The following is a 20,191-nucleotide window of genomic DNA, read 5'->3' on the forward strand; positions in this document are numbered from 1 at the left end:
TGTGAATCCGAGAAGTGTAACGGTCAACTGTGGCACAGACTTTAGTCTGTGGATCCAACAGGGAGAATCACAGACTGAAGTCTGTGCCACTAAACTTTCGCCAGCGATCTCAGGCTGCGCCGCAGAATTACTTCGACGGAAAGTTCGCCACCTTCATCGACGGCGTTCTTCACCGCCTTTTCAATCGCCGCTTTTTGATACCCAAGGTTCGCCAGCGCCGACATTGCATCATTTCGCATTGCTTCAGTCGTCGTGGGCGCGCCTTCCACCGCGGCTTTCGCGGCGAACTCTTCTTCCAGAGCCGGCGAAGACAGCGCGGCAATCTTGTCGCGCAAATCGACGACCAGGCGTTCCGCGGTCTTTCGCCCGACGCCGGGAATCGCGACCAGCCGCACCAAATTGTTGGTTCGAATCGACGCGATCATCTCGTCGGCGTTCATGCCGGAAAGAAGCTTGATGGCCAGGGCCGGGCCGACACCGTTCACGGAAATCAGTTGCAGGAACAGTTCGCGCTCGCGGGCGGTCTTGAAGCCGTACAGCTGAAGCGCGTCTTCACGCACGTGCGTGTAAACACGTAGCTGGACCGGCTCGCCGATTTCGCCCAGGTCATAAAACGTGGAAAGCGGGATCGCGACGTCATAGCCGACACCGCCGACATCGACGATGACATTGGTCGCCTGCTTGGAAAGCAGTGTTCCTGAAAGATGAGCGATCATGAACTGCGCGGTTCCCTCTCCCAAACGGAGAGGGAATACGGTCGCGATTATTCACGAAGCACCGCTGCCTTCGCAAATGGAAGTTTCGCGCGCAGGCGATGCGGCGTTATACTTTGACGGCACGCGCGTGATGAAGAAAGAAAAGATTTCAGAGCTCACCACGAACCGCCTGAGCGTTTACCTGCGTTGCCTGAACGAGCTGGCCGCTGCAGGAATCAAAACAGTCTCATCGCAGGACCTCGCCGAGCAGTTCAATCTGAATTCAGCACAGATTCGCAAAGACCTTGGCTACTTCGGCGAGTTTGGCGTCCGCGGCACCGGCTATTTCATCGAAGACCTCAGACTCCATCTGACGAAGATTCTCGGGTTGGATCAACCGCATCGCGTCGGCATCATCGGCGCCGGCCGGTTGGGAACGGCGCTGGCGAATTACAACGGACTTTCCAAGTCGAACTTTTCGGTAGTCGCGCTATTCGATAACGACCCGTCCAAAATCGGTGAACAAGTTGGTTCTGACGGCACGGCCGTTCACGACGTGAAGCACCTCGCCAAATTTGTTCGCGACGAGGGCATTGACGTTGCAGTGATCGCCGTACCGGCGCGTGCCGCTCAGAAAGTGCTGAATCAAATCATGGCGGCCGGGGTAAAAGCGATTCTGAATTTTGCTCCAGCGCCCCTGACGTCGCGCCTGGGCGTGAAGGTCAAGACGGTTGACCTGACCACGTCGCTTGAGTCGCTCTCGTATTTTCTCGCGCAACCGGGCGTCGCCCGCGTGACCAACAGCGCGCGCACAAATGACGCCAACAGCGCCCACAAGCGGCAGACCCACGAAATCTAGAATGGACGAGCAAACCGCCAGACGCGATCTCATCAAAGTCTGTCATCTGATGTACGAGCGCAGCTACGTCGTCTCGTCTGACGGCAACGTGAGTGTGCAGCTCGATGATGGACGGATTCTGGCGACGCCGACGATGACGTGCAAAGGCCGGATGACGGAGGATCTGATTGCAGTCACAGATCTCGAAGGCCGCGCGCTTAATAATCAGAAGGCCTCGAGCGAACTCGCGATGCACCTTTTGATTTATCGCGAGCGCCCGGACGTGAAAGCAGTCTGTCACGCGCATCCGCCACATGGTACTGCGTTCGCCGTAGCCGGACTGGCGATCGACCAACCGATTCTTTCCGAAGTGATCCTGACGCTGGGTTGTGTGCCGCTCGCGGAGTACGGCACGCCTTCGACCGATGAGCTGTCCGATGCGATGCGGCCCCTAGTGAAACATCACAACGCGCTTTTGATGGCGAATCATGGAGCAGTCGCGTACGGAAACGATCTTTGGCAGGCGTGGGATCGTCTGGAGACGTTGGAACATACGGCGAAGATTTCGATCCTTTCGCGCGTGCTCGGCGGCTCGCGAAACCTTTCACCGGACGCTATCGAGAAATTAATCAACGTGCGTGAGGCTTCAGGATATCTCGGCGAAAGCGCGCGGTGTCAGGCTTGCGGTTATTTGCACGAAACGAATCTGACGTGTCCCACAGGCGATCGGCCGGCGGCGCGGTCTCATAGCCTCTCGCAATCAAACGGAGCGGGTCGGGTTTCGCTTTCGCGCGAAGAGCTGGTTGAGCTTTTGAGTCAGGCCGCGCGTTTGAACGAATCTTGAATCGTCAGTCGTGAATCGTAAATAGAGAACACCGTGTTATCCTATTCGCGATTTACCATTAACGATTTACGGTCTTAAATTCTCACAGGAGAAACTGAATGCAAGAAGCACTCGGAATGGTGGAAACCAAGGGCCTGGTCGCGATGATTGAAGCGGCCGACGCGATGGTCAAGGCGGCTAATGTCACTTTAGTCGGCTACGAAAAAATCGGCGCGGGTTTCGTTACGGCGATCGTGCGTGGTGACGTTGCGGCGGTAAAAGCGGCGACGGACGCCGGCGCCGCGGCGGCGCGGCGCGTGGGCGAACTCGTAAGCGTGCACGTGATCCCGCGGCCCCACGGCAGCGTCGACGAAGCGATGCCGATTACGAACCAAGCGCGCGCATGATCATCGCCCGGATTATCGGCACAGTCGTGGCGTCGCAAAAAGACGAACGGCTGGAAGGAAAGAAGCTGCTCATTGTTCGGCCCATCAATCTTGACGGATCGGACACAAGCGGCTATGTGGTCGCCGTTGATACTGTCGGCGCAGGATTTCATGAGCGCGTGCTGGTGGTGGCGGGTTCCAGCGCGCGGCTGGCGCAGAACATGAAAGACGCCCCAGTGGATGCCGCCGTAGTTGGGGTGATAGATACGGTCGATATCATGGCTCCCGAGAATTGAAATGCAACTGGCGCGCGTCATTGGAACCGTTGTTGCCACCGTCAAGAACGACTCGCTGCGTAATCGCAAGCTCATGGTCGTTCAATCCCTCAACAAAGATTTAAAGCCGCAGGGCAAACCAATGGTTGCGGTTGACGCGGCGGGCGCGGGTGTGGGCGAGCTGGTCTTCTGGTGTCGCGGAAAGGAAGCGAGCTTTCCGTTCAAGCGCGAAGACACGCCGACCGACTGCACCATAATCGCGATTGTGGATTCGGATAGTCATGTGTGTTGTGGTTAGTCAGTGGTCAGTAGTCCGTCGTCAGTTGTTCTTTTTTGCAACTGACAACTGACAACTGACAATGGACGTTTTTGAAGAATGATCATCGCCAAAGTTTTAGGCAACGTCGTCGCGACGCAAAAGAATCACCGCTACGAAAACGCGCGGGTGATGATGTGCGAACAGATGACGCCCGAAGGCGAGCTGACTGGTCATACAATATTGGCGCTCGACTCAGTCGATGCCGGCGTGGGCGACACGGTCCTGGTGGTTCAGGAAGGCTGGAGTGCTTCAACGGCTGCGACGGGGAAAGCCGGCGCCGCGATCGATTCAGCAATTGTAGGTGTGGTTGATTACATCGATTTATTAAAAGATTAATGTCCACAGAAGACGATCGAGTAAGACTGATTGCTGAGCGGGTGGCGCGGCGGGTAGCGTCAGGCGATGCGGGCAGTGCGCAACGGAACCAGCACGAAAACGGATCTTTCGGGCCGGAAACCGGTCTGAGTGACCCTCCCCAACCATCACGAGCCCGCGTGATCGACTTCATTTCTTCCGGACCGCCGGTGCGATCGAAGTCGTCGGTCGCTCCTGCAGCTTCAGTTGTGCAGCCTTCCCCAGATTCGGCGAAAAAGTCATCGGAGTTTTTCCAGTTTATCCCCGCGACGCAATCACCCTGGCTCGGTCGACTGTCGGCCATGCTCGGTCAGGACAATCCGCAATCCGCAATCCTAAATCCCCCAGCCGTAGATCATCCCAGCCAGGAACGCTTCGGCATCGAAGAAGCGACGGTCGCTGAATTAGTTGAGTTCTTTGAGAAAGAGAAGAAGTGCTCAGTCGATCCAAGCGGCAAGCCTTGCGACCACTGCGCGATGTGCAACACGCGCGGGTTTTAGCGCGCAGATCCATCGCGATCAGTATATTTGCTAAACGCAATATTTCATATTGACAGGCGATGTACGGCGCTGTATGGTACGGCACCCTCGCGCCTACACAGCCGATTACCTGCATCTGCAGACTACCTTAGGAGGGCTTGGTATGAAACCGTTTAGCAAAGCCAGACTCTTGCTGTACGTTGCGTTGTTGGGAGCGATGATTTTTTCGGGCATCCAATTGGGACGACCTACTCCCGTAGGTGCAGTTGCATGCTGTTCTTTTGGGGAGGACTGCACGATAAGAACTAAGACGGGCGGCACCCAGCAGTGTTGTTACCCTGGCATCAACCAGGCACCATGCTCGCAAAACAAACCCAACTACTGTAAGGATTCGTGCGACTGACATCAAGGACCCGGTGGATCAGCGGAGCGTTGGTGTCAGATGAATCAACGAGTCGAAGACTTCGCTTCAGGCAGCACCGAAACACCCGATGCCGGCCCAACTACCATGCGTGACCGGCTTAAGGTGCTTACTAACAAAGTCACGTCGAGGGGGGCCCACACCGCCTTCTTAACGTTGCTTTTGGTGTTGTCTGTCTTTTTGAACGTAAGCCTCGCGCTTACGGTCCGCAGTCTTAGACATACAGTCGCGCTGCTTCGAGATCCAAAAAAGGTCCGTCTAAATGATATGGCCTCGCCGCTTGAAGTCTTAGACTTACAGGGCAGTCGCCATTCGGTGCTTTATTCCGACACCAAACTTCCGACTGTGCTTTACGTATTTACGCCCGATTGCGATTGGTGTGAGCGAAACCTGCCAAACATCAAGTCGCTTGATGAGCAGCTTAGAAATCGCTACCGGTTGATCGGAGTTTCTCTAGATGGAAAGCAGCTCGATCAATATATCCGCCGTAACGAGATTAATTTTCCCGTTTATCACAGCCCGTCTGACACTACCCGCCTGAGTTATGACTTCGTCGCAACGCCAACAACCCTAATTATTTCCGAAGGCCGGGTTGTGAGAATCTGGAGAGGAGCTTATGGAGCGGAGCGGAGAGCGGAGATCGAGGAGTTTCTCGAGATTAAACTGCCCGGAGTAATAGAACGCTAAGTTTACGCTCTGACTCCCATGAATATGTTAGCCCACACAATCCAGATTTGGTCACAGCTCTTGCTGGCGCTATTGGTTTTCAGCGTTTACGCCGAAAACACCAAAGTGCTTTCGAAAGTGCCTTCCCAACAATCCAAAGATCAAAAGCCGACGCCCTCGCGATCAGTAGAGATAGAAACTTTTGTAAGTGCAGCGCGAACTATTCCCTCCGAGTTTGCTGCCAGCCTCTTATATCGAATCGCACAGTCTGAAAAGGTCACTGACCGACAATGGAAAAAAGAGTTGCTCGAAGAAGCTTTTCTTTTTTCAGAAAAGGCGCAAGCCGACGTCCGACGGAAAGTCATTCCTTTCCCGGGGGTATCAGTCGACACTGACTCTGGGTATCGCTCGTACGCCTTCGACTTAGAAATCGATCGACTATCTCTCAGGAGTCGTATTGTCAGAGCGATGTTGCCTCTGGATAAACAGCGGGCTCGCGAACTGTTGTCCCAGATGTCCCCGAATCTCAAACTTGCTCCATTAGACTGCAGCGACGCAATGGTCTATGAGGTAGCTACCTTTTACGAAAGCCTGATCGCGGTTGCCGAGCGAGGTTTTAGCACGGACGAGATCGAATCCGGGGTGAGAGCAGAATACATTGTTCCCTATGTCAGGGCGATTACTGCACCGGCACAGGTCGGCCCTGTTATCGAATTGCTGTTGCGGTTCAAAACTTCCCCTCGTGAACACTACTTTCTGGTAAGGGCCTTTGGTGATGCTCTCAAAAAGATTTCGGGTGACGATCGGTCTTTTTCTTATTCAATCAGTCGTCAACCTATCTCACGGGGCATATTGCAACTGGCGCGTGTCCAGTATCAGCATGAGAACCAGAGCGAAGACTTATTAAAGGCCTACCGGACTTACCTGGTAGGGAACCTGACAGCCGCACGATGCGTCGACAATGCGGCGTTCGATGAACAAGCCGCGCCGAGCTATATCAGTGATGCAAACTTCCTTTTTGACAATAAGCTCTCACGTGACGAACTGAAACCAGCGGAAACGAAAGCCGGGCCAAAATTCCTGAAGTATTGGGAAACCGACGAAGCTCGAGCAATGCTTCGGAAAAGCAAAGAACTAAGTTGGGGTCCTGAAGGTGAATCGGTTTCAGACAGTGAGAAGCAATCAGCCGCGTGGCAGCAAAGGGTACAAGATTATCTCTCTCAGTTGGAATCATGGAGTGGATCTCAAGAGAGTTCAGAGTTGGCAGTCTTTCATCAAAAGTGTGTTCTCTATGCAGGTTTGTTGGGCCGCGTTCCCGAGGGACCATTGAAGGAAAACATTTTCAGGCGGTACCAGCAGTATTTAACGAGTTCAAGCATAAAAGAAGAAAGCCGCATTGATTGGTTCCTACACGTGAGCGGGCTCCTCTCTCGCCCAGAGCTAGCAGGTAAGAAGAACACTTGGCTCAGTATTCTGACAGAATCGACAAACACAACTATTCGCTTGAATGCAAAAGCCAAGTATTTGCAGCTCTAAACCCGGTTAATAAACGCGCAACGCAAGCGGGTATTTACCAAATGATTAATTGCGTGAAGTATTATCGCGGAATCAGCCGGTGCAGCAGATAGAACATCGCAACTCCCGCAAACACTGCGATTGAAACGATCGGGTTCTTTTCTTCCGAACGATTGACCTCCGGAATCAAGTCACTAGCCGCCACGTACAAAGTCACACCCGCAGAGAAGGGAAGCGCGTAAGCCACCGCGCCGGTGAAGCGCTCGCTCATCAACGCTACTCCGGCCACGCCGGCGAACGTCGCCGCACCGATTGCCAATGCCGCGGCCGCGGCTTTCTTTGAAGATCTCCCTGACGCCAACATGATCGATGCGACGGTGAAGCCTTCCGGCAGCTTATGTAGCATGATGGCGATGAACACTAAGAGTCCGACGCGGAAGTTCACCAGAAACGCCGCCGCGATCGAAACGCCGTCAAAGAAACTATGGATAGTTAGTCCGCCGATGGCCGCATAAGCAGCCGAAGGTTTTATTAAATGTTCGGGGTGCGTTTCAGGTCCGAAGTGAAAATGCGGCGCGACGGTGTGTTCGAAAAATTGAATCAAAAGATAGCCGCCGAGCAGGAGAGTAGTCGCGCCGACGATTCCCTCGGCAGTGTCTGATCCAGCTCCATCGGTCCAGAGCACAAAAGTTTCCGGCAGAATCTCGATGAAGATCGCGGCCAGCATGAAGCCGGCGCCGAGCGCTACCAGATACTTTAAAAGCTTCGCCCCCGGACGATAGACATCGGATGATGCGATGAGCAGGCCGCCAGCCAGATTGGCCAGCGCGGCGACGGCCCCAACGGCCAGCAGTCCCAGGATTCCAGTCACTATGCGTTGCGAAGAAAAGCTCGCCGCAGACTACCACAAAAAAATCTGTAAAAACTCTTGACAGGCCTTACATACCGGCGTAGGATGCGCCGGTGGAGTGAAGTGGAGCGAGGTGGCCTTAACGACACGAATCAAAGAAAAACTGGCGCGATTCGTAGAGCCGTCTCCTTTAATCTCAATTCTGAACTCGGATGCTCCGAGGCAATTACACAGCGCGAATCGACTCGAAGGGCCGGCTCAAAGTGCCGACCCTGTTTCGTCGTTACGTCGAAGAGAAGTACGGCTCGGCGCTGTATGTTACCAGTTTAACGGGTGATTGCGTACGCATCTACCCGATGCCGGAGTGGGAAGCGATTGAGCAGCGTTTGTCTTTGCTGCCTTCAATGGATCCGGCAAGACGCAAGTTCCTTGACAGAACGAATTACTACGGTCAGCAGTCGGTGATGGACACCCAGGGTCGCGTCCTGATTCATCCGCTGCTGAGAAAGAGCGCGCAGGTTGTCGGCGACGTCGCAGTGCTCGGTTATTTGTCGTACCTGGAAGTTTGGGAGCTGGACAAGTTCCAGCAGCGCATGCTCGCAGATCCCTACACCGAGGAAGACGAAGCAGCGATTGCGCGGTTAGGTATTTGAGATGTGGCACAGACATTCACCGAGAGAAGGGGTGTGGTGCCGAAGGGGGGACTCGAACCCTTAATTCCCTTGGTCAAACAACTAGCTCAGAGCCACAGACTAAAGTCTGTGCTACCTGTTAGTTCTTTGAACGAGATCACGGGGCGGTGGTGATGGCAATGGCCTTTGGGGGGCAGGGGCTTAGTCACAAAGGCCATCGCCCCGTGCTACTTCGAGAGACGATCGAGTCGCTCGCAGTTAAGCGCGGCGGACTGTTTGTTGATTGCACGGTAGGCCTGGGCGGGCATAGCGAAGCAATTCTGCAAACAACTTCCGACGCGCAAGTGCTGGGAATCGATCGTGACGAAGAAGCGCTTCGGTGGGCGAGAGAGCGACTGGCGGAATTCGGTGGCCGCTTTCGCGCAGTACGAGCTGACTTTCGTGAACTTACGCGGGTCCTCGCGACAGCGGAAGTCAAAGCAGTGCGCGGTATTCTTGCCGACCTCGGCGTTTCATCGTTGCAGTTGGATTCGCCCTCGCGCGGATTCAGCTTCCGGCACGAAGCGCCACTCGACATGCGTATGGATATGTCGAGCGGCGAAACGGCGGCAGAGTTGCTCGGTCGTCTTTCTGAAGTAGAAATTGCGCACCTCATCTTTGAATACGGTGAAGAGCGTCACTCACGACGCATCGCGCGGCGCATCGTCGAAAGACGAGAAGCCGGCGAGCCGGTAACCTCGACCACGGAACTTGCGAAGCTGGTCGAACGCGCAATCGGAGGTAAAAAGCGGAGGATCCACCCTGCCACGCGCACGTTTCAAGCGTTGCGCATCGCAGTCAATCGCGAGCTCGAAGGCCTCGACCAATTCGTAGCTGACGCGTTTGATGCTTTAGAGCCGCACGGCCGTCTCGCGGTAATCAGTTTTCACTCGCTTGAAGATCGCATTATCAAGCGAACGCTTTTAAAGCTGTCCGGTCGTTGCCAGTGTCCGCCGCGTCTGCCGCAATGCGTTTGCGGAGCGCGCCAGGCGATCGAGATTTTGACTCGACGCCCCCTGGCCCCGGCCGAAGATGAAATTGCTGAGAACCCCCGAGCTCGCAGCGCGAAATTAAGAGTAGCGGCCAGGCTTTAGTTCCTTCCCTTTGCTGGAGCCAGGCCAATTCAGGAGACCCGGATATGGTTCGGCGCTTACCCTCAAAACATCGAAATGCACCCGTCGGTCGCGAGAAGGACAAAGATGCATTCTTCCGACTTGGTTTACTGCTTGTGGTTGGTCTCGCCCTGACATGCGGTTTTGTTTACGCCGGGCGACAACACTTCGCAGCGCTCAAGTTCGGTTATGAAACTGAGAACCTGCGTCGTAAGCGTGATCAGCTGGCCGAGGACAAGCGGCGACTGACTTTGCAACGCGAAGAAGCCGCGAACCCGGCGCGTTTGGAACAGTTAGCAAAGCAACTCGGAATGCAGACGCTGCAACCGGCGCAAGTCGATCCTTTGCGACAGGGAGCGAACAACTCGCAGACGGTTGAGACGCTGACGGTTCGTAAGGACGCGAAGCCGGGGAAGCGAGAAACGGAAAAGAACCCGAAAGCCGTCGCCAAGCCGGCGGCAAAATCGCAGCGCAAGCCAATTTGAGTTCGACAGGCGTTACCGCAGTGTTCAGGAGACGTAAATGCCCCTTCGTGCTACGGCCATCGACAGAGAAGCCGCCGACCCGCGACGCCGCGCAATGTTCGTGGCGCTTGGGCTAGTAGCATGGATGGCGATCGTTGGCCTGCGATTGGTGCAGCTGCAGATCACCCGTCACAACGAACTTTCCACGCGCGCCAAGAATCAGCAACTAGGCACAGTTGAAACCAGTCCTACTCGAGGCCTGCTTCTCGATCGACAGGGTCGCGAACTAGCGCGCAGCGTCGATACCGAATCCTTCTATGCAGACCCGCGCGAAATTCAAAACGTAAAAGAGACCGCGCGAAAAATCTCCGAGGTCACCGAGCTGAATAAGGACGATCTGATCGCAAAGATCAGCGCGGCCAAAGAATCCAACAAGAAATTTATCTGGCTAATCCGCCGGCTCGACTTGCAGAAAGCGAGCAAGCTGGACGCGATGGCGCTCGACGGCGTTTATTCCCGCAAGGAACCTAAGCGTTATTACCCCAACTCGACCCTCGCTTCTCATGTGCTCGGCTTTGTCGGGACGGACGAAATTGGACTGAGCGGTGTCGAGCAGGTTTACAACGAGAAAATTCGCGGCGAAGGCGGCAAGGTTTATATGGAACGCGACGGGTCTAAAGAGCGCCGCGTTTTTGACAGCTACGAAGTTCAGCCGCTTCCCGGCCAGACCGTCGTCCTCACCATCGATCAAACGATTCAATTTCGAACTGAGCAGGTGCTGTTAGCCGCGGTTCAGCGCGCGCGAGCGAAATCCGGGACTGCGATCGTGATGGATCCCCACACCGGCGAGATTCTGGCGCTGGCGAATGCCCCAACGTTCGATCCGAATCAACCGGGAAAGGACGCGCCCGAGGTGCGCGCCAATTGGGCTCTGCAAAACATCTACGAGCCTGGTTCGACGTTCAAAGTTGTTCCCTATTCGGCCGCACTCGAAAAGGGTCTCGTGACTCCGGAAGATAAGATCAACTGTCAGATGGGCGAGATCACGATTGCCGGCCGGCTGATTCACGATCACAAACCCTTCGGCGTGCTGACTGTGTCTGACGCGCTGGCGCAGTCGAGCAACGTGGGCGCGATTAAGTTGGCGCTGCTGGCCGGCAACGAGTCGATGTACGACTATTCGCGGCGTCTGGGATTTGGTTCGCGCACCGGCATCGACTTACCCGGCGAATCGGCGGGAATTCTCCGGCCGTTGAGTCGTTGGCAACCGTCATCGATCGGCTCGATCGCAATGGGACAGGAAATTGGCGTCACGCCGCTGCAGATGGCGGTTGCTTACTCAGTAATCGCGAATGGCGGCAATTGGGTCAGACCGCACGTTGTGCGCGAGACGCGGGCGCCCGACGGCTCTGTCCTGGCGCGCGTTGAGCCCGAAAAGCGACCGGCCCTCAAGGCCGAGACCGTCGAAAAACTGCGCAGCATGATGGAAGGCGTCACCTTGCGCGGTACTGCCAAATTGGCCCAGGTCGAAGGCTATACGGCAGCCGGTAAGACGGGCACGGCGCAAAAGATCGATCCGAAGACACGCGCTTACTCTTCGACGAAATTCATCGGCTCGTTTGTCGGTTTCGCCCCGGTCAACAATCCGGCGGTCGTAATTATCGTCGTAATCGACGAGCCGCAGGGCGCCTACCATGGCGGTGATGTGGCTGCCCCGGTGTTCCGTGAAATCGCTGAGCAGATACTTCCAGAGTTGAACGTTACTCCCGATGTGGAGACGAAAGGCGGCGGCGAATTGATCGCGGAAGCTCGTAAGCCGTCGCCGCAGGAGGTTCAGCAGGCAATTGAAAATCAGCAGGTACGCGAAGCGACGCTGCCACAGGTTGCCGCGAAAAGTTTCAGCGGCCGCCGAAGTGAAATTGTTCTCGCCGTCGCCAGCCAACGCGCGCCGCTGATGCCGGACCTGCGCGGGCAGAGCGTGCGTGATGTCTGGCGCACCTGCGCCCAGCTTGGATTGAAGTTGGAAGCAAAAGGTGCGGGCCGCGCGCTGCGTCACTTTCCGGCGGCCGGCGCCGAAGTAAGTTCCGGGCAAACCGTGCGCGTCGAATTTGGACACGGTCCTTAGTGGCAAAGGTTAGAGGCGGGCTGCCGCCCGCCACGCAAGGAAGCCAGGCGGGCAGTAGCCCGCCTCTAAACAACTTGGTGCGCTAAACTGACGATGTGAATATTCGAACGGCAGCGGAGTTAATGGACGCAGATGCGAAGCGGCTGCGTCCCGAGCTCTTTGACAAAGAAATACTTGATTTCTCAATTGACTCGCGCACTACCGAATCGGGCGAGCTCTTCTTTGCTCTATCTCAGCCCGATTACGAACGCGCCGGATTCAACGGCCAGTTTGCCGACGCGCATAACTTCATACAGTCGGCGTTCGAACGCGGCGCCATCGCGGCGGTCGCGCGTCGTGATCGAGTCAACGGCGACACAACCTTCGAACGGTTAGTCGATCGCCTGCTCATCGTTGATGACGCAATCGCTGCCCTGCAAACGTTGGCGCGAAGAGTTTACGAGCAGTGGGGGCGGCCGGTCATCGGCATCACGGGCAGTGCAGGGAAGACAACGACGAAAGAATTGACCGCGCATGTGCTTGCTTGTGCGGGTCACCGGGTCCTTAGGAGTGAACGCAATTATAACAACGGCCTCGGACTGCCACTCTCAGTTTTGCAGATGGTCAGCCGCGGCCGCCGCCCGCAGGATTACGATCTCGCGGTGCTGGAAATGGGAATGTCCTCGCCCACGCACGAGATTCGGCGCCTCGTGCAAATGACGCCGCCAGACGTTGGAGTTGAATTAATGGTGGCGCCGGTGCATCTCGAACATCTCGGCACAATCGAGACGATTGCCGCGATGAAGGCGGAGCTGATCGAAGGGTTAAAACCCGGCGGCACCGCAGTCCTTAATGCGGATGACGAATTAGTGATGCAGATGAAGTCAAAAACCGAAGGGCCGGTGCTAACGTTTGGCATTCAGAATGAAGCCGACGTGATGGCGCGCGACATCGACATGTCACGTTTCGGATCGATCCAGTTTCGCTTGCAGACGCCGGACGGTGAAGCGGCGGCGAAGTTGCCGATGACGGGCGGACACAACTTAATGAATGCGTTGGCGGCATCGGCGGTGGCGACGGTTTTGAAGATCAAGCCCGAGCTGATTGCGGATGCGTTAGGTTCGACCCGGCCGCCGAAGATGCGGGGCGAGATCACAGAGTTCGCGGCGGGATTCACCGTTGTGGACGATTCATACAACTCGAACCCGCGTTCTTTAATCAGCATGGTTCGCACGGTTGCGGAAGCGCGCGAAAAGGTAAAGCGTCGCGTAATCATTGCCGGCGAGATGATGGAACTCGGTCCTAATGCGCCGGCCATGCATCGCGAAGCAGGGCGGGAGATCGCGAAACTGGGTGTTGACGTCCTTTGGGGTGTGCGCGGTCTTGGCCACGAAATCGTGGCCGGTGCGCAGGAAGCCGGGTTGGAGTCAGCGCGCTTTTTCGAGTCGTCCGACGCAGCCGCCACCGCGATCGTCGAAGAAGTTCGCGAAGGCGATCTGGTTTTGGTCAAAGGCTCGCGTAGCGTCGAAACGGATAGAGTGGTGAAAGCTTTGAAGGAGCGCTTTGCTTTGGCGGATGCTCGCTAACTGTCCGTGGTCAGTTGTCCGTCGTCAGTTGCACCCTGTACTCGCGATGACCGACAAGTGACAAATGACAAATGACAACTGACGACTGACGACTGACGACTGACGACTGACAAACGACTAGATGATCTATTACATCTTTTACGAGCTCATCTTCGGCCACTTCAAAGATCGATGGCCGTTCGTCAGAGCGCTGAATGTTTTTCAGTACGTCACCTTTCGGACCGCGTGGGCAGCGATCACGGCGTTGCTGATTTCGCTCTTGTTCGGCCGCTATGCGATCAACGCCTTAAAGAGTTGGAACATCGGGCAGCAAATTCGCGAAGAAGGACCGCAGGCGCACATCGCCAAACGCGATACGCCGACGATGGGCGGTTTGCTCGTCATCGGTTCGGTGGTTATTTCAACGCTCCTGTGGGCGCGACTCTCGAGTTTTTACGTTTGGATCATCGTCCTGGCGACGATGGGGTTTGGCGCGGTGGGGTTCGCCGACGATTACATCAAGCTGGTGAAGCGACGCAGCCTGGGTTTAACGGGTCGTCAAAAGCTGGCACTCCAACTTGCGATCGCCGTGGGCGTCTGGTTGGCCCTATATATTTCGACGCAGTACTTCTCGACGAAATATTCATGGAACATCAGCATTCCTTTCTTCAAAGAGACGGCCGATCCAAACGGTATCAGCGTAATTCCGTCGCCGCTGTATCTGATTCTAGTCGTTATCGTGTTGTTGGGATCGACGAATGCGGTGAATCTAACCGACGGGCTCGACGGCCTGGCGATCAGCGTTACGTTCATAGCAATGTCAGCGCTTACGGCGTTCACCTATATCGCCAGCCACGCGGTCTGGGCGGCCTATTTGGATCTGACACATCGCCCGCAAGCGGCCGAACTCACGGTGTTCTGCGGGGCTTTAGCGGGCGCGAGTCTCGGGTTTCTTTGGTTCAATGCGCCGCCGGCTGAAGTCTTCATGGGCGACGTCGGCAGCCTGGCGATTGGCGGCGCCATGGGCACGATCGCGGTCCTGACAAAGCAGGAATTCATGTTGTTGATGGTGGGCGGCGTGTTCGTCCTGGAAGCGATGTCCGTAATGCTCCAGGTCACAGTCTTTAAGATGACCAAGCGTACCAGCGGTGTGGGGCGCCGCGTTTTCAAGATGACGCCGCTGCATCATCACTTCGAGATGGTGGGATGGAAAGAGCCGAAGATTGTCTTTCGCTTCTTGATCCTGGCGATCTTGTTTGCGCTGTTGAGCCTATCGACGCTGAAGCTTAGATAGTTTCGAGTTTCAAGTTCCAAGTCTCAAGTTTGGAACGTGAACTTGGAACATGAAACTTGAAACTTGAAAGTTGATGGACGTAAAGCATTAGTCATCGGCGCGGCGCGCAGCGGCATTGCCAGCGCGCGATTTCTGACGGAGCGAGGCGCAACTGTAGCGCTGAACGATCGCAAGCCGCTGAATGAGTGGTCGCAGGCAGCGCTCGATTTGAAAACTGAAGGCGTCGGTTTGATTGAAGGTGATCCGCCCTCGTGGCTTTTGGACCAAATTGACCTCGTCGTCCTGAGTCCCGGCGTGCCGACGAAAGCGATTCCGATTTGCTACGCGGAAAGGCGCGGAGTTGAAGTCATCGGCGAAGTCGAACTCGCATCACGCTTTTTACGAGGACGGATCGTTGCAATTACTGGGACTAACGGAAAGACGACAACGACGACTCTGATTGGACAAATGCTTAAGGACGGTGGATTGCACGTGCAGGTTGGCGGGAACATCGGCACGGCTTTGATCTCGATGGTTGAGTCATCGCGGGAAGACGGCTGGAACGTCGTCGAGTTGTCGAGCTTTCAGTTGGAAACGGTCGTCGATTTTCATCCGACCGTGGCGGCGGTGCTGAACGTGACGCCGAATCACATGGATCGTTACGTGGACCTGCTGGATTACGCTGCGGCCAAGCATCGGATCTTCTCGAATCAGACGGCTGGTGACGTGGCGATTTTGAATGCCGATGATGAAATAGTTTCTTCCTGGGCCAGTGGACTACGCGCGCATGTCGTCCAGTTCAGCGTGCAGAGGGAACTTGGTGACGGAATGTTGTTGCGCGGTCGGGACTTGATTTCGAAAACCGCGGACGGCGAGCGCGTGGTGATGACGCGAGACGACTTAAGACTGCGGGGTACCCACAACGTCGAGAACGTTTTGGCCGCAGTAGCCGCCGGTTTGGCGTGCGGCGTGGCGCCGGACTCTTTGCGCGAAACGGTACGAAACTTTTATCCGGTCGAGCATCGACTGGAAGAAGTTGCGGAAATTAACGGCGTGCGTTTCTTCAATGATTCGAAGGCGACCAGTGTTGACGCCACGATTAAAGCGCTCGAAGCATTTGCCGACGACCCAGGTAAAGTCGTTTTGATTCTCGGCGGACTTGGCAAGAAAGCGCCTTACGCGCCATTGGTCTCGCTCGTGAAAGAACGAGTGCGGAAGATGATTCTGATTGGCGAAGACGCGCCCACGATAGAACAGGAGCTGGGAAGCGTCGCAGCGTTTGAGCATGCGCTGACGATGCAAGAGGCAGTTCAACGCGGGCTGGACGCGGCGCAGCCGGGCGACACGGTTCTGCTTGCCCCTGCGTGTGCGAGCTTCGATATGTTCGACAGCTTTGAGCACCGGGGCCAGGTATTTAAGGAAGCGGTCCAAAGCTTGGAGAAGCGGGGCATTAGCCCGACCGTCAGGGAGGGCGCATAGTCGACGATCACGCCCTCCCTGACGGTCGGGCTACTGCCCCACTAACGACGACTTAGTAAATGACTGACAAGCTGACCATCGATAAATGGCTCTTCTCTGCGACGGCGGGGCTGGCGCTGTTTGGCGTGGTCATGGTTTACAGCGCGTCGGCAGTGATTGCGTTGCAGGAGAATCACAGCCAGTTTTACTACGTGATGAAGCAGGGCATCTGGACGCTGATTGGATTCGGCGCGATGTTCGTTATGATGCGATTCGATTATCAGCTTTTAAATCGCGCGTGGATTGTTTACGGCCTGCTGTTGGTCACGCTCGTGCTGTTGCTCGCGGTGTTCGCTTTTCCGGCCATCAACGGGGCGCGTCGCTGGATCAAGTTCAGCGGCTTTTCGATGCAGCCTTCCGAACTCGCAAAGCTGTCTTTGGCGATCTTCGTTGCGTATTTCATCCAGCGGCGCGCGGGTGAAGAACAGTCTTTCTGGAAAACGTTTCTGCCGTGCTTGTTCGTGCTCGGGATCGTCGCCGCACTCGTGCTCAAGCAACCCGATTTGGGTACCGCGCTGATGCTTGCGATCATCGTCTTCACGATGTGCTATGCGGCCGGCGTGCGCGCCCGGCACATGCTGATCGCGACCGTGCCGGCGCTGCTGTTCGTGGGCAACATGTTGATCTTCACGCCGTTCCGGATGAAGCGGCTGGCGGCATTCATGGATCCGTGGGCCGACGCGCAGGGCACGGGATATCAGGTGGTGCAATCGCTGATTGCTGTCGGGTCGGGTGGTCAGAATGGACTCGGATTCGCGCAGGGCCGGCAGAAACTTCTGTTCCTGCCGTTCGCGCACTCAGATTTTATTTTCGCAGTTATCGGCGAAGAGTTGGGTCTGATTGGCGCTTTGATCGTTGTCATTGTGTTTGCGGTTTTCCTTTGGCGGGGGATGCGCGCCGCGTTGCGCGCTCCGGATCGATTTGGAATGTTGCTCGGCATCGGCATCGTCGTCGGCATCGTGGCGCAGGCGCTGCTGAACATAAGTGTCGTACTCGCGCTTCTGCCAACTAAAGGCATTCCACTGCCTTTCATCTCTTATGGTGGATCCTCGCTGGTGCCGACGCTCGCCGCGGTGGGAATCCTGTTGAATATTTCGCAGTACGCGGGACCCGGCAGCCGTACCGCATACGACGACGGCGATTACGAAGAAGATTGGCAGCCGCGTTCAAATAGAAAGAAACGGCCGGTTCGCCAGCGCGCGCTGGCGCGGGCGCGTTAGGGTGAGCGATGCGTGTGCTAATCGCGGCCGGCGGCACCGGCGGGCACATTTATCCCGGCATCGCCGTCGCCAAAGAGATCATGCGGCGCGACCCGAACTCGGTGGTGAGATTTGTCGGCACGGCTAGAGGTTTAGAAAACCGGGTCGTGCCGAAGGCGGGTTTTGAACTTTCGCTCATTGAAAGCACGGGACTGAAAAACGTTGGGTTAGGGGCCAGGCTTCGCGGCCTGCTGCTGTTGCCGAAAAGTTTTTTCGCGGCGCGGAGAGTGATTCGCGAGTTTCGTCCCGACATTGTCGTAGGCGCGGGCGGTTACGTCTCGGGGCCGGTGCTGTTGACGGCTTCGTTCATGAAAGTACCGACGCTGGTGATGGACTCGAACGCGCTGCCAGGTTTTACAAATCGACAGCTCGCCCGGTTCGTTGATAAGGCGGCAGTTTCCTTCGCTGAAGCGATGTCGTTCTTTCCGGGCAAAGCGGTTTTGACCGGGAATCCGGTGCGTAGTGAGTTCTTTGAAGTTCCCGCGAAGACGCACGACCCGCAGCACCTTTCGTTGCTCGTGTTCGGCGGTTCACAAGGCGCGCGCGCGATAAACGAAGCGATGATTGCGGCCTTGGCGCACCTTGTCTCCGAAAAAGGTCGTTTGCGCGTGACGCATCAAACGGGGACGGCCGATGTTGAGAAAGTGCAGCGCGGCTACGCTGTAGCAGGGTGGAGCGAAAACGCTGAAGTGAAGCCGTACATTGATGACATGGTGAGCGAGTTCGCGAGAGCTGATTTGATCGTTTCGCGCGCGGGCGCAACTACGACTGCGGAACTCCTCGCGTCCGGCAAGGTGGCAATCATGATTCCGTTTCCGCTCGCGGCGGACGATCATCAGCGAAAGAACGCGGAAGCGCTGCAAACAGCCGGCGCGGCGCGCATGATTTTGCAGAAGGATTTATCGGGCGAGAGTTTAGCAACCGAAATCAGGAGTTTGCTGGGGACGCCCGAGAAGCTTGATGAGATGGAAAACGCCGCGCGAAACCTGGCGCGACGCGATGCGGCGGAGAAGACGGCTGATTTGATGGAAGAGCTGATCGGCAGAAAGCACTAGGCGGAAAGCAGAAGGCATGGAACTGGAGACCATCAAGTTCGAACTAGCTCGCGGTCAAAAAGCAGTTTTTGCTGCCTGCTGCTCACTGCCTACTGCCTACTGATTTTTATGTTTCGACCATTCCAACACATTCACTTTGTCGGCGTCGGCGGCATCGGCATGTCGGGCATCGCTGAAGTGTTGGCGAACCTTGGTTTCCGTGTGAGTGGTTCCGATCAGAAGAAGTCGGAAGTGACGGCGCGACTGGAAGAGTTGGGCTGCGAAATCACGGAAGGTCACGCGGCAGAGAATGTTGGCGACGCGCACGTCGTGGTGCGATCTACCGCAGTGCGTGACGACAATCCGGAAATTGCCGAGGCGCAGCAGCGATCGATTCCGGTGATTCCGCGCGCGGAGATGCTCGCGGAGCTGATGCGCATGAAGCCTTACACGGTGGCGTGCGCCGGCTCGCATGGGAAGACCACGACGACTTCAATGGTCGCGACCGTGCTCGGCATTGCCGGTCTGGATCCGACATTTGTGGTGGGCGGCATTGTCCGCTCGTATCGGTCGAACGCGCGGCTGGGCAAGAGTGAATTGATGGTGGTCGAGGCGGATGAGAGTGATCGTTCTTTCCTGATGCTGACACCGATGATTGCGGTAGTGACGAACATCGACCGCGAACACATGGACTACTACCACGACATGGACGACGTGCGGAAATGCTTCGCTGACTTCGTGAACAAGGTGCCGTTCTACGGCGCGGCGGTGTTGTGTCTCGACGATCCGCACGTGCAGGCCGTGATTCCAAACGTCGCGCGCCGGCGCATCACTTACGGTCTGAGCGCGCAAGCAGACATTTCCGCGCACGACATCACTTACGATCAATCATTTGGTTCGAGTTTCACCGTCTTGAGTGGCGTTAACGCGCTGGGTCGCGTCTCGCTGCGCGTTCCGGGTAAACATAACGTCTATAACTCGCTCGCGGCGATTGCGGTGGCGCTGGAACTGGATGTGCCTTTCGACACGATCGCGCATGCGCTCGGCGAATTCACTGGGGCGGATCGCCGGTTTCAATTTAAGGGCGAAGAAAAGGGCGTCACGGTTGTCGATGACTACGGCCATCACCCGACAGAGATCAAAGCGACACTCAGCGCGGCCCGAATTGCGGCTCCTAACCGTCGCATCGTCGTGCTCTTTCAGCCGCATCGCTACACGCGCACAAATGATTTGATGGATGACTTTGCCAGCGCGTTCAATAACGCTGACGTCTTGTTCGTCACTGATATTTACGCCGCCAGCGAAGTCCCGATTGAAGGCGTCACCGCTGAAATCCTGACGAAAAGAATCAAGAGTTACGGGCACAAGAACGTTGAATTCATTGGCGCCGTGGAAGGTGCGCCCGCGCTCCTGGCTGAGGCGGTTCGTGAAGGCGACCTGGTGATTACGCTGGGCGCGGGCTCAGTTTCACGAGCGAGCGATCAGTTAGTTGCGTTGCTGCGCGGCGATTAGTCATATGTGTCTCGTGTCCCATTGTTGATGCGACAAATGAGACCAAATAGGTCAGATA

Annotated in this window: 21 protein-coding genes; 19 read left to right on the top strand and 2 right to left on the bottom strand. The window is 56.3% G+C overall.

All coding sequences use genetic code 11. The annotated features are described in order from the left end of the window. Window positions 1–89 precede the first annotated feature (89 nt). On the bottom strand, window positions 90–716 hold the full coding sequence (ruvA, locus tag VFX97_15960) for a Holliday junction branch migration protein RuvA (GenBank protein HEX5704696.1): 627 nt from the start codon (window positions 714–716) through the stop codon (window positions 90–92). On the opposite strand from ruvA, the gene VFX97_15965 reads away from it, so the two are divergent. The 9 genes from VFX97_15965 (at window position 715) to VFX97_16005 (ending at window position 6,792) form a co-directional block, all read left to right on the top strand. Continuing rightward, window positions 715–1,554, top strand: a complete 840-nt coding sequence (locus VFX97_15965) for a redox-sensing transcriptional repressor Rex (protein ID HEX5704697.1) — start codon at window positions 715–717, stop codon at window positions 1,552–1,554. The genes ruvA and VFX97_15965 overlap by 2 nt on opposite strands. 1 nt (window position 1,555) lies before the next feature. Then, window positions 1,556–2,377, top strand: a complete 822-nt coding sequence (locus VFX97_15970; GenBank protein HEX5704698.1) for a class II aldolase/adducin family protein — start codon at window positions 1,556–1,558, stop codon at window positions 2,375–2,377. A gap of 98 nt (window positions 2,378–2,475) precedes the next feature. Then, a complete protein-coding gene (gene eutM, locus VFX97_15975) occupies window positions 2,476–2,763 on the top strand; it encodes an ethanolamine utilization microcompartment protein EutM (protein HEX5704699.1) in 288 nt (95 codons plus the stop codon). Beyond that, window positions 2,760–3,038 carry a EutN/CcmL family microcompartment protein gene (locus tag VFX97_15980; GenBank protein HEX5704700.1) on the top strand — a complete coding sequence of 93 codons (279 nt, stop codon included), beginning with the start codon at window positions 2,760–2,762 and terminating at the stop codon, window positions 3,036–3,038. Before eutM ends, VFX97_15980 begins: the two co-directional genes overlap by 4 nt. A 1-nt stretch (window position 3,039) precedes the next feature. Further along, window positions 3,040–3,315, top strand: coding sequence for a EutN/CcmL family microcompartment protein (locus VFX97_15985; GenBank protein ID HEX5704701.1), 276 nt, complete (start codon window positions 3,040–3,042; stop codon window positions 3,313–3,315). Between the two features lie 78 nt (window positions 3,316–3,393). After that, entirely contained in the window at window positions 3,394–3,672 is a 279-nt protein-coding gene (locus VFX97_15990) for a EutN/CcmL family microcompartment protein (GenBank protein HEX5704702.1), read from the top strand. Beyond that, window positions 3,672–4,190: a hypothetical protein gene (locus tag VFX97_15995; GenBank protein HEX5704703.1), complete on the top strand. Its 519-nt coding sequence runs from the start codon at window positions 3,672–3,674 to the stop codon at window positions 4,188–4,190. Before VFX97_15990 ends, VFX97_15995 begins: the two co-directional genes overlap by 1 nt. A gap of 421 nt (window positions 4,191–4,611) precedes the next feature. Then, the gene (locus VFX97_16000; protein ID HEX5704704.1) at window positions 4,612–5,277 is read left to right on the top strand and encodes a TlpA disulfide reductase family protein; all 666 of its coding nucleotides are present in this window, start codon (window positions 4,612–4,614) and stop codon (window positions 5,275–5,277) included. A gap of 18 nt (window positions 5,278–5,295) precedes the next feature. Next, window positions 5,296–6,792 (top strand): hypothetical protein, encoded by a 1,497-nt coding sequence (locus VFX97_16005; protein HEX5704705.1) that lies wholly within the window; start codon window positions 5,296–5,298, stop codon window positions 6,790–6,792. A gap of 61 nt (window positions 6,793–6,853) precedes the next feature. On the opposite strand, the gene VFX97_16010 is transcribed toward VFX97_16005, so the two are convergent. Beyond that, a complete protein-coding gene (locus VFX97_16010; protein ID HEX5704706.1) occupies window positions 6,854–7,642 on the bottom strand; it encodes a ZIP family metal transporter in 789 nt (262 codons plus the stop codon). Between the two features lie 191 nt (window positions 7,643–7,833). Between VFX97_16010 and VFX97_16015 the strand changes: the two genes are divergently transcribed. The 10 genes from VFX97_16015 to murC all read left to right on the top strand — a co-directional run bounded on the left by VFX97_16015 (window position 7,834) and on the right by murC (window position 20,133). Beyond that, window positions 7,834–8,274 (top strand): hypothetical protein, encoded by a 441-nt coding sequence (locus VFX97_16015; protein HEX5704707.1) that lies wholly within the window; start codon window positions 7,834–7,836, stop codon window positions 8,272–8,274. Between the two features lie 152 nt (window positions 8,275–8,426). Further along, window positions 8,427–9,386, top strand: coding sequence for a 16S rRNA (cytosine(1402)-N(4))-methyltransferase RsmH (gene rsmH, locus VFX97_16020; protein ID HEX5704708.1), 960 nt, complete (start codon window positions 8,427–8,429; stop codon window positions 9,384–9,386). A 44-nt stretch (window positions 9,387–9,430) separates the two neighbouring features. Further along, on the top strand, window positions 9,431–9,889 hold the full coding sequence (locus VFX97_16025) for a cell division protein FtsL (protein HEX5704709.1): 459 nt from the start codon (window positions 9,431–9,433) through the stop codon (window positions 9,887–9,889). Between the two features lie 37 nt (window positions 9,890–9,926). Further along, entirely contained in the window at window positions 9,927–11,993 is a 2,067-nt protein-coding gene (locus tag VFX97_16030; protein ID HEX5704710.1) for a penicillin-binding protein, read from the top strand. Between the two features lie 95 nt (window positions 11,994–12,088). Then, window positions 12,089–13,558 (top strand): UDP-N-acetylmuramoyl-tripeptide--D-alanyl-D-alanine ligase, encoded by a 1,470-nt coding sequence (gene murF / locus VFX97_16035; protein ID HEX5704711.1) that lies wholly within the window; start codon window positions 12,089–12,091, stop codon window positions 13,556–13,558. A gap of 121 nt (window positions 13,559–13,679) precedes the next feature. After that, window positions 13,680–14,831: a phospho-N-acetylmuramoyl-pentapeptide-transferase gene (gene mraY, locus VFX97_16040; protein HEX5704712.1), complete on the top strand. Its 1,152-nt coding sequence runs from the start codon at window positions 13,680–13,682 to the stop codon at window positions 14,829–14,831. A 63-nt stretch (window positions 14,832–14,894) separates the two neighbouring features. Beyond that, window positions 14,895–16,289, top strand: coding sequence for a UDP-N-acetylmuramoyl-L-alanine--D-glutamate ligase (murD, locus tag VFX97_16045; GenBank protein HEX5704713.1), 1,395 nt, complete (start codon window positions 14,895–14,897; stop codon window positions 16,287–16,289). A 59-nt stretch (window positions 16,290–16,348) separates the two neighbouring features. After that, a complete protein-coding gene (gene ftsW / locus VFX97_16050; protein HEX5704714.1) occupies window positions 16,349–17,548 on the top strand; it encodes a putative lipid II flippase FtsW in 1,200 nt (399 codons plus the stop codon). 8 nt (window positions 17,549–17,556) lie between these two features. Next, window positions 17,557–18,642 carry an undecaprenyldiphospho-muramoylpentapeptide beta-N-acetylglucosaminyltransferase gene (gene murG, locus VFX97_16055; protein ID HEX5704715.1) on the top strand — a complete coding sequence of 362 codons (1,086 nt, stop codon included), beginning with the start codon at window positions 17,557–17,559 and terminating at the stop codon, window positions 18,640–18,642. A gap of 108 nt (window positions 18,643–18,750) precedes the next feature. Then, a complete protein-coding gene (gene murC / locus VFX97_16060) occupies window positions 18,751–20,133 on the top strand; it encodes a UDP-N-acetylmuramate--L-alanine ligase (protein ID HEX5704716.1) in 1,383 nt (460 codons plus the stop codon). Window positions 20,134–20,191 lie beyond the last annotated feature (58 nt).

The organism is Pyrinomonadaceae bacterium, from assembly GCA_036277115.1.
Classification (GTDB): domain Bacteria; phylum Acidobacteriota; class Blastocatellia; order Pyrinomonadales; family Pyrinomonadaceae; genus UBA11740.

Coding starts and splice junctions, on each gene's coding strand:
- VFX97_16030 (HEX5704710.1), top strand. CDS start 9,927: ATGCCCCTTCGTGCTACGGCCATCGACAGAGAAGCCGCCGACCCGCGA.
- ruvA (HEX5704696.1), bottom strand. CDS start 716: ATGATCGCTCATCTTTCAGGAACACTGCTTTCCAAGCAGGCGACCAAT.
- VFX97_15970 (HEX5704698.1), top strand. CDS start 1,556: ATGGACGAGCAAACCGCCAGACGCGATCTCATCAAAGTCTGTCATCTG.
- VFX97_16025 (HEX5704709.1), top strand. CDS start 9,431: ATGGTTCGGCGCTTACCCTCAAAACATCGAAATGCACCCGTCGGTCGC.
- VFX97_15985 (HEX5704701.1), top strand. CDS start 3,040: ATGCAACTGGCGCGCGTCATTGGAACCGTTGTTGCCACCGTCAAGAAC.
- VFX97_15965 (HEX5704697.1), top strand. CDS start 715: ATGAACTGCGCGGTTCCCTCTCCCAAACGGAGAGGGAATACGGTCGCG.
- mraY (HEX5704712.1), top strand. CDS start 13,680: ATGATCTATTACATCTTTTACGAGCTCATCTTCGGCCACTTCAAAGAT.
- eutM (HEX5704699.1), top strand. CDS start 2,476: ATGCAAGAAGCACTCGGAATGGTGGAAACCAAGGGCCTGGTCGCGATG.
- VFX97_15980 (HEX5704700.1), top strand. CDS start 2,760: ATGATCATCGCCCGGATTATCGGCACAGTCGTGGCGTCGCAAAAAGAC.
- murC (HEX5704716.1), top strand. CDS start 18,751: ATGTTTCGACCATTCCAACACATTCACTTTGTCGGCGTCGGCGGCATC.
- VFX97_16015 (HEX5704707.1), top strand. CDS start 7,834: ATGCTCCGAGGCAATTACACAGCGCGAATCGACTCGAAGGGCCGGCTC.
- VFX97_15990 (HEX5704702.1), top strand. CDS start 3,394: ATGATCATCGCCAAAGTTTTAGGCAACGTCGTCGCGACGCAAAAGAAT.
- ftsW (HEX5704714.1), top strand. CDS start 16,349: ATGACTGACAAGCTGACCATCGATAAATGGCTCTTCTCTGCGACGGCG.
- VFX97_16000 (HEX5704704.1), top strand. CDS start 4,612: ATGAATCAACGAGTCGAAGACTTCGCTTCAGGCAGCACCGAAACACCC.
- VFX97_15995 (HEX5704703.1), top strand. CDS start 3,672: ATGTCCACAGAAGACGATCGAGTAAGACTGATTGCTGAGCGGGTGGCG.
- VFX97_16005 (HEX5704705.1), top strand. CDS start 5,296: ATGAATATGTTAGCCCACACAATCCAGATTTGGTCACAGCTCTTGCTG.
- murG (HEX5704715.1), top strand. CDS start 17,557: ATGCGTGTGCTAATCGCGGCCGGCGGCACCGGCGGGCACATTTATCCC.
- rsmH (HEX5704708.1), top strand. CDS start 8,427: ATGGCAATGGCCTTTGGGGGGCAGGGGCTTAGTCACAAAGGCCATCGC.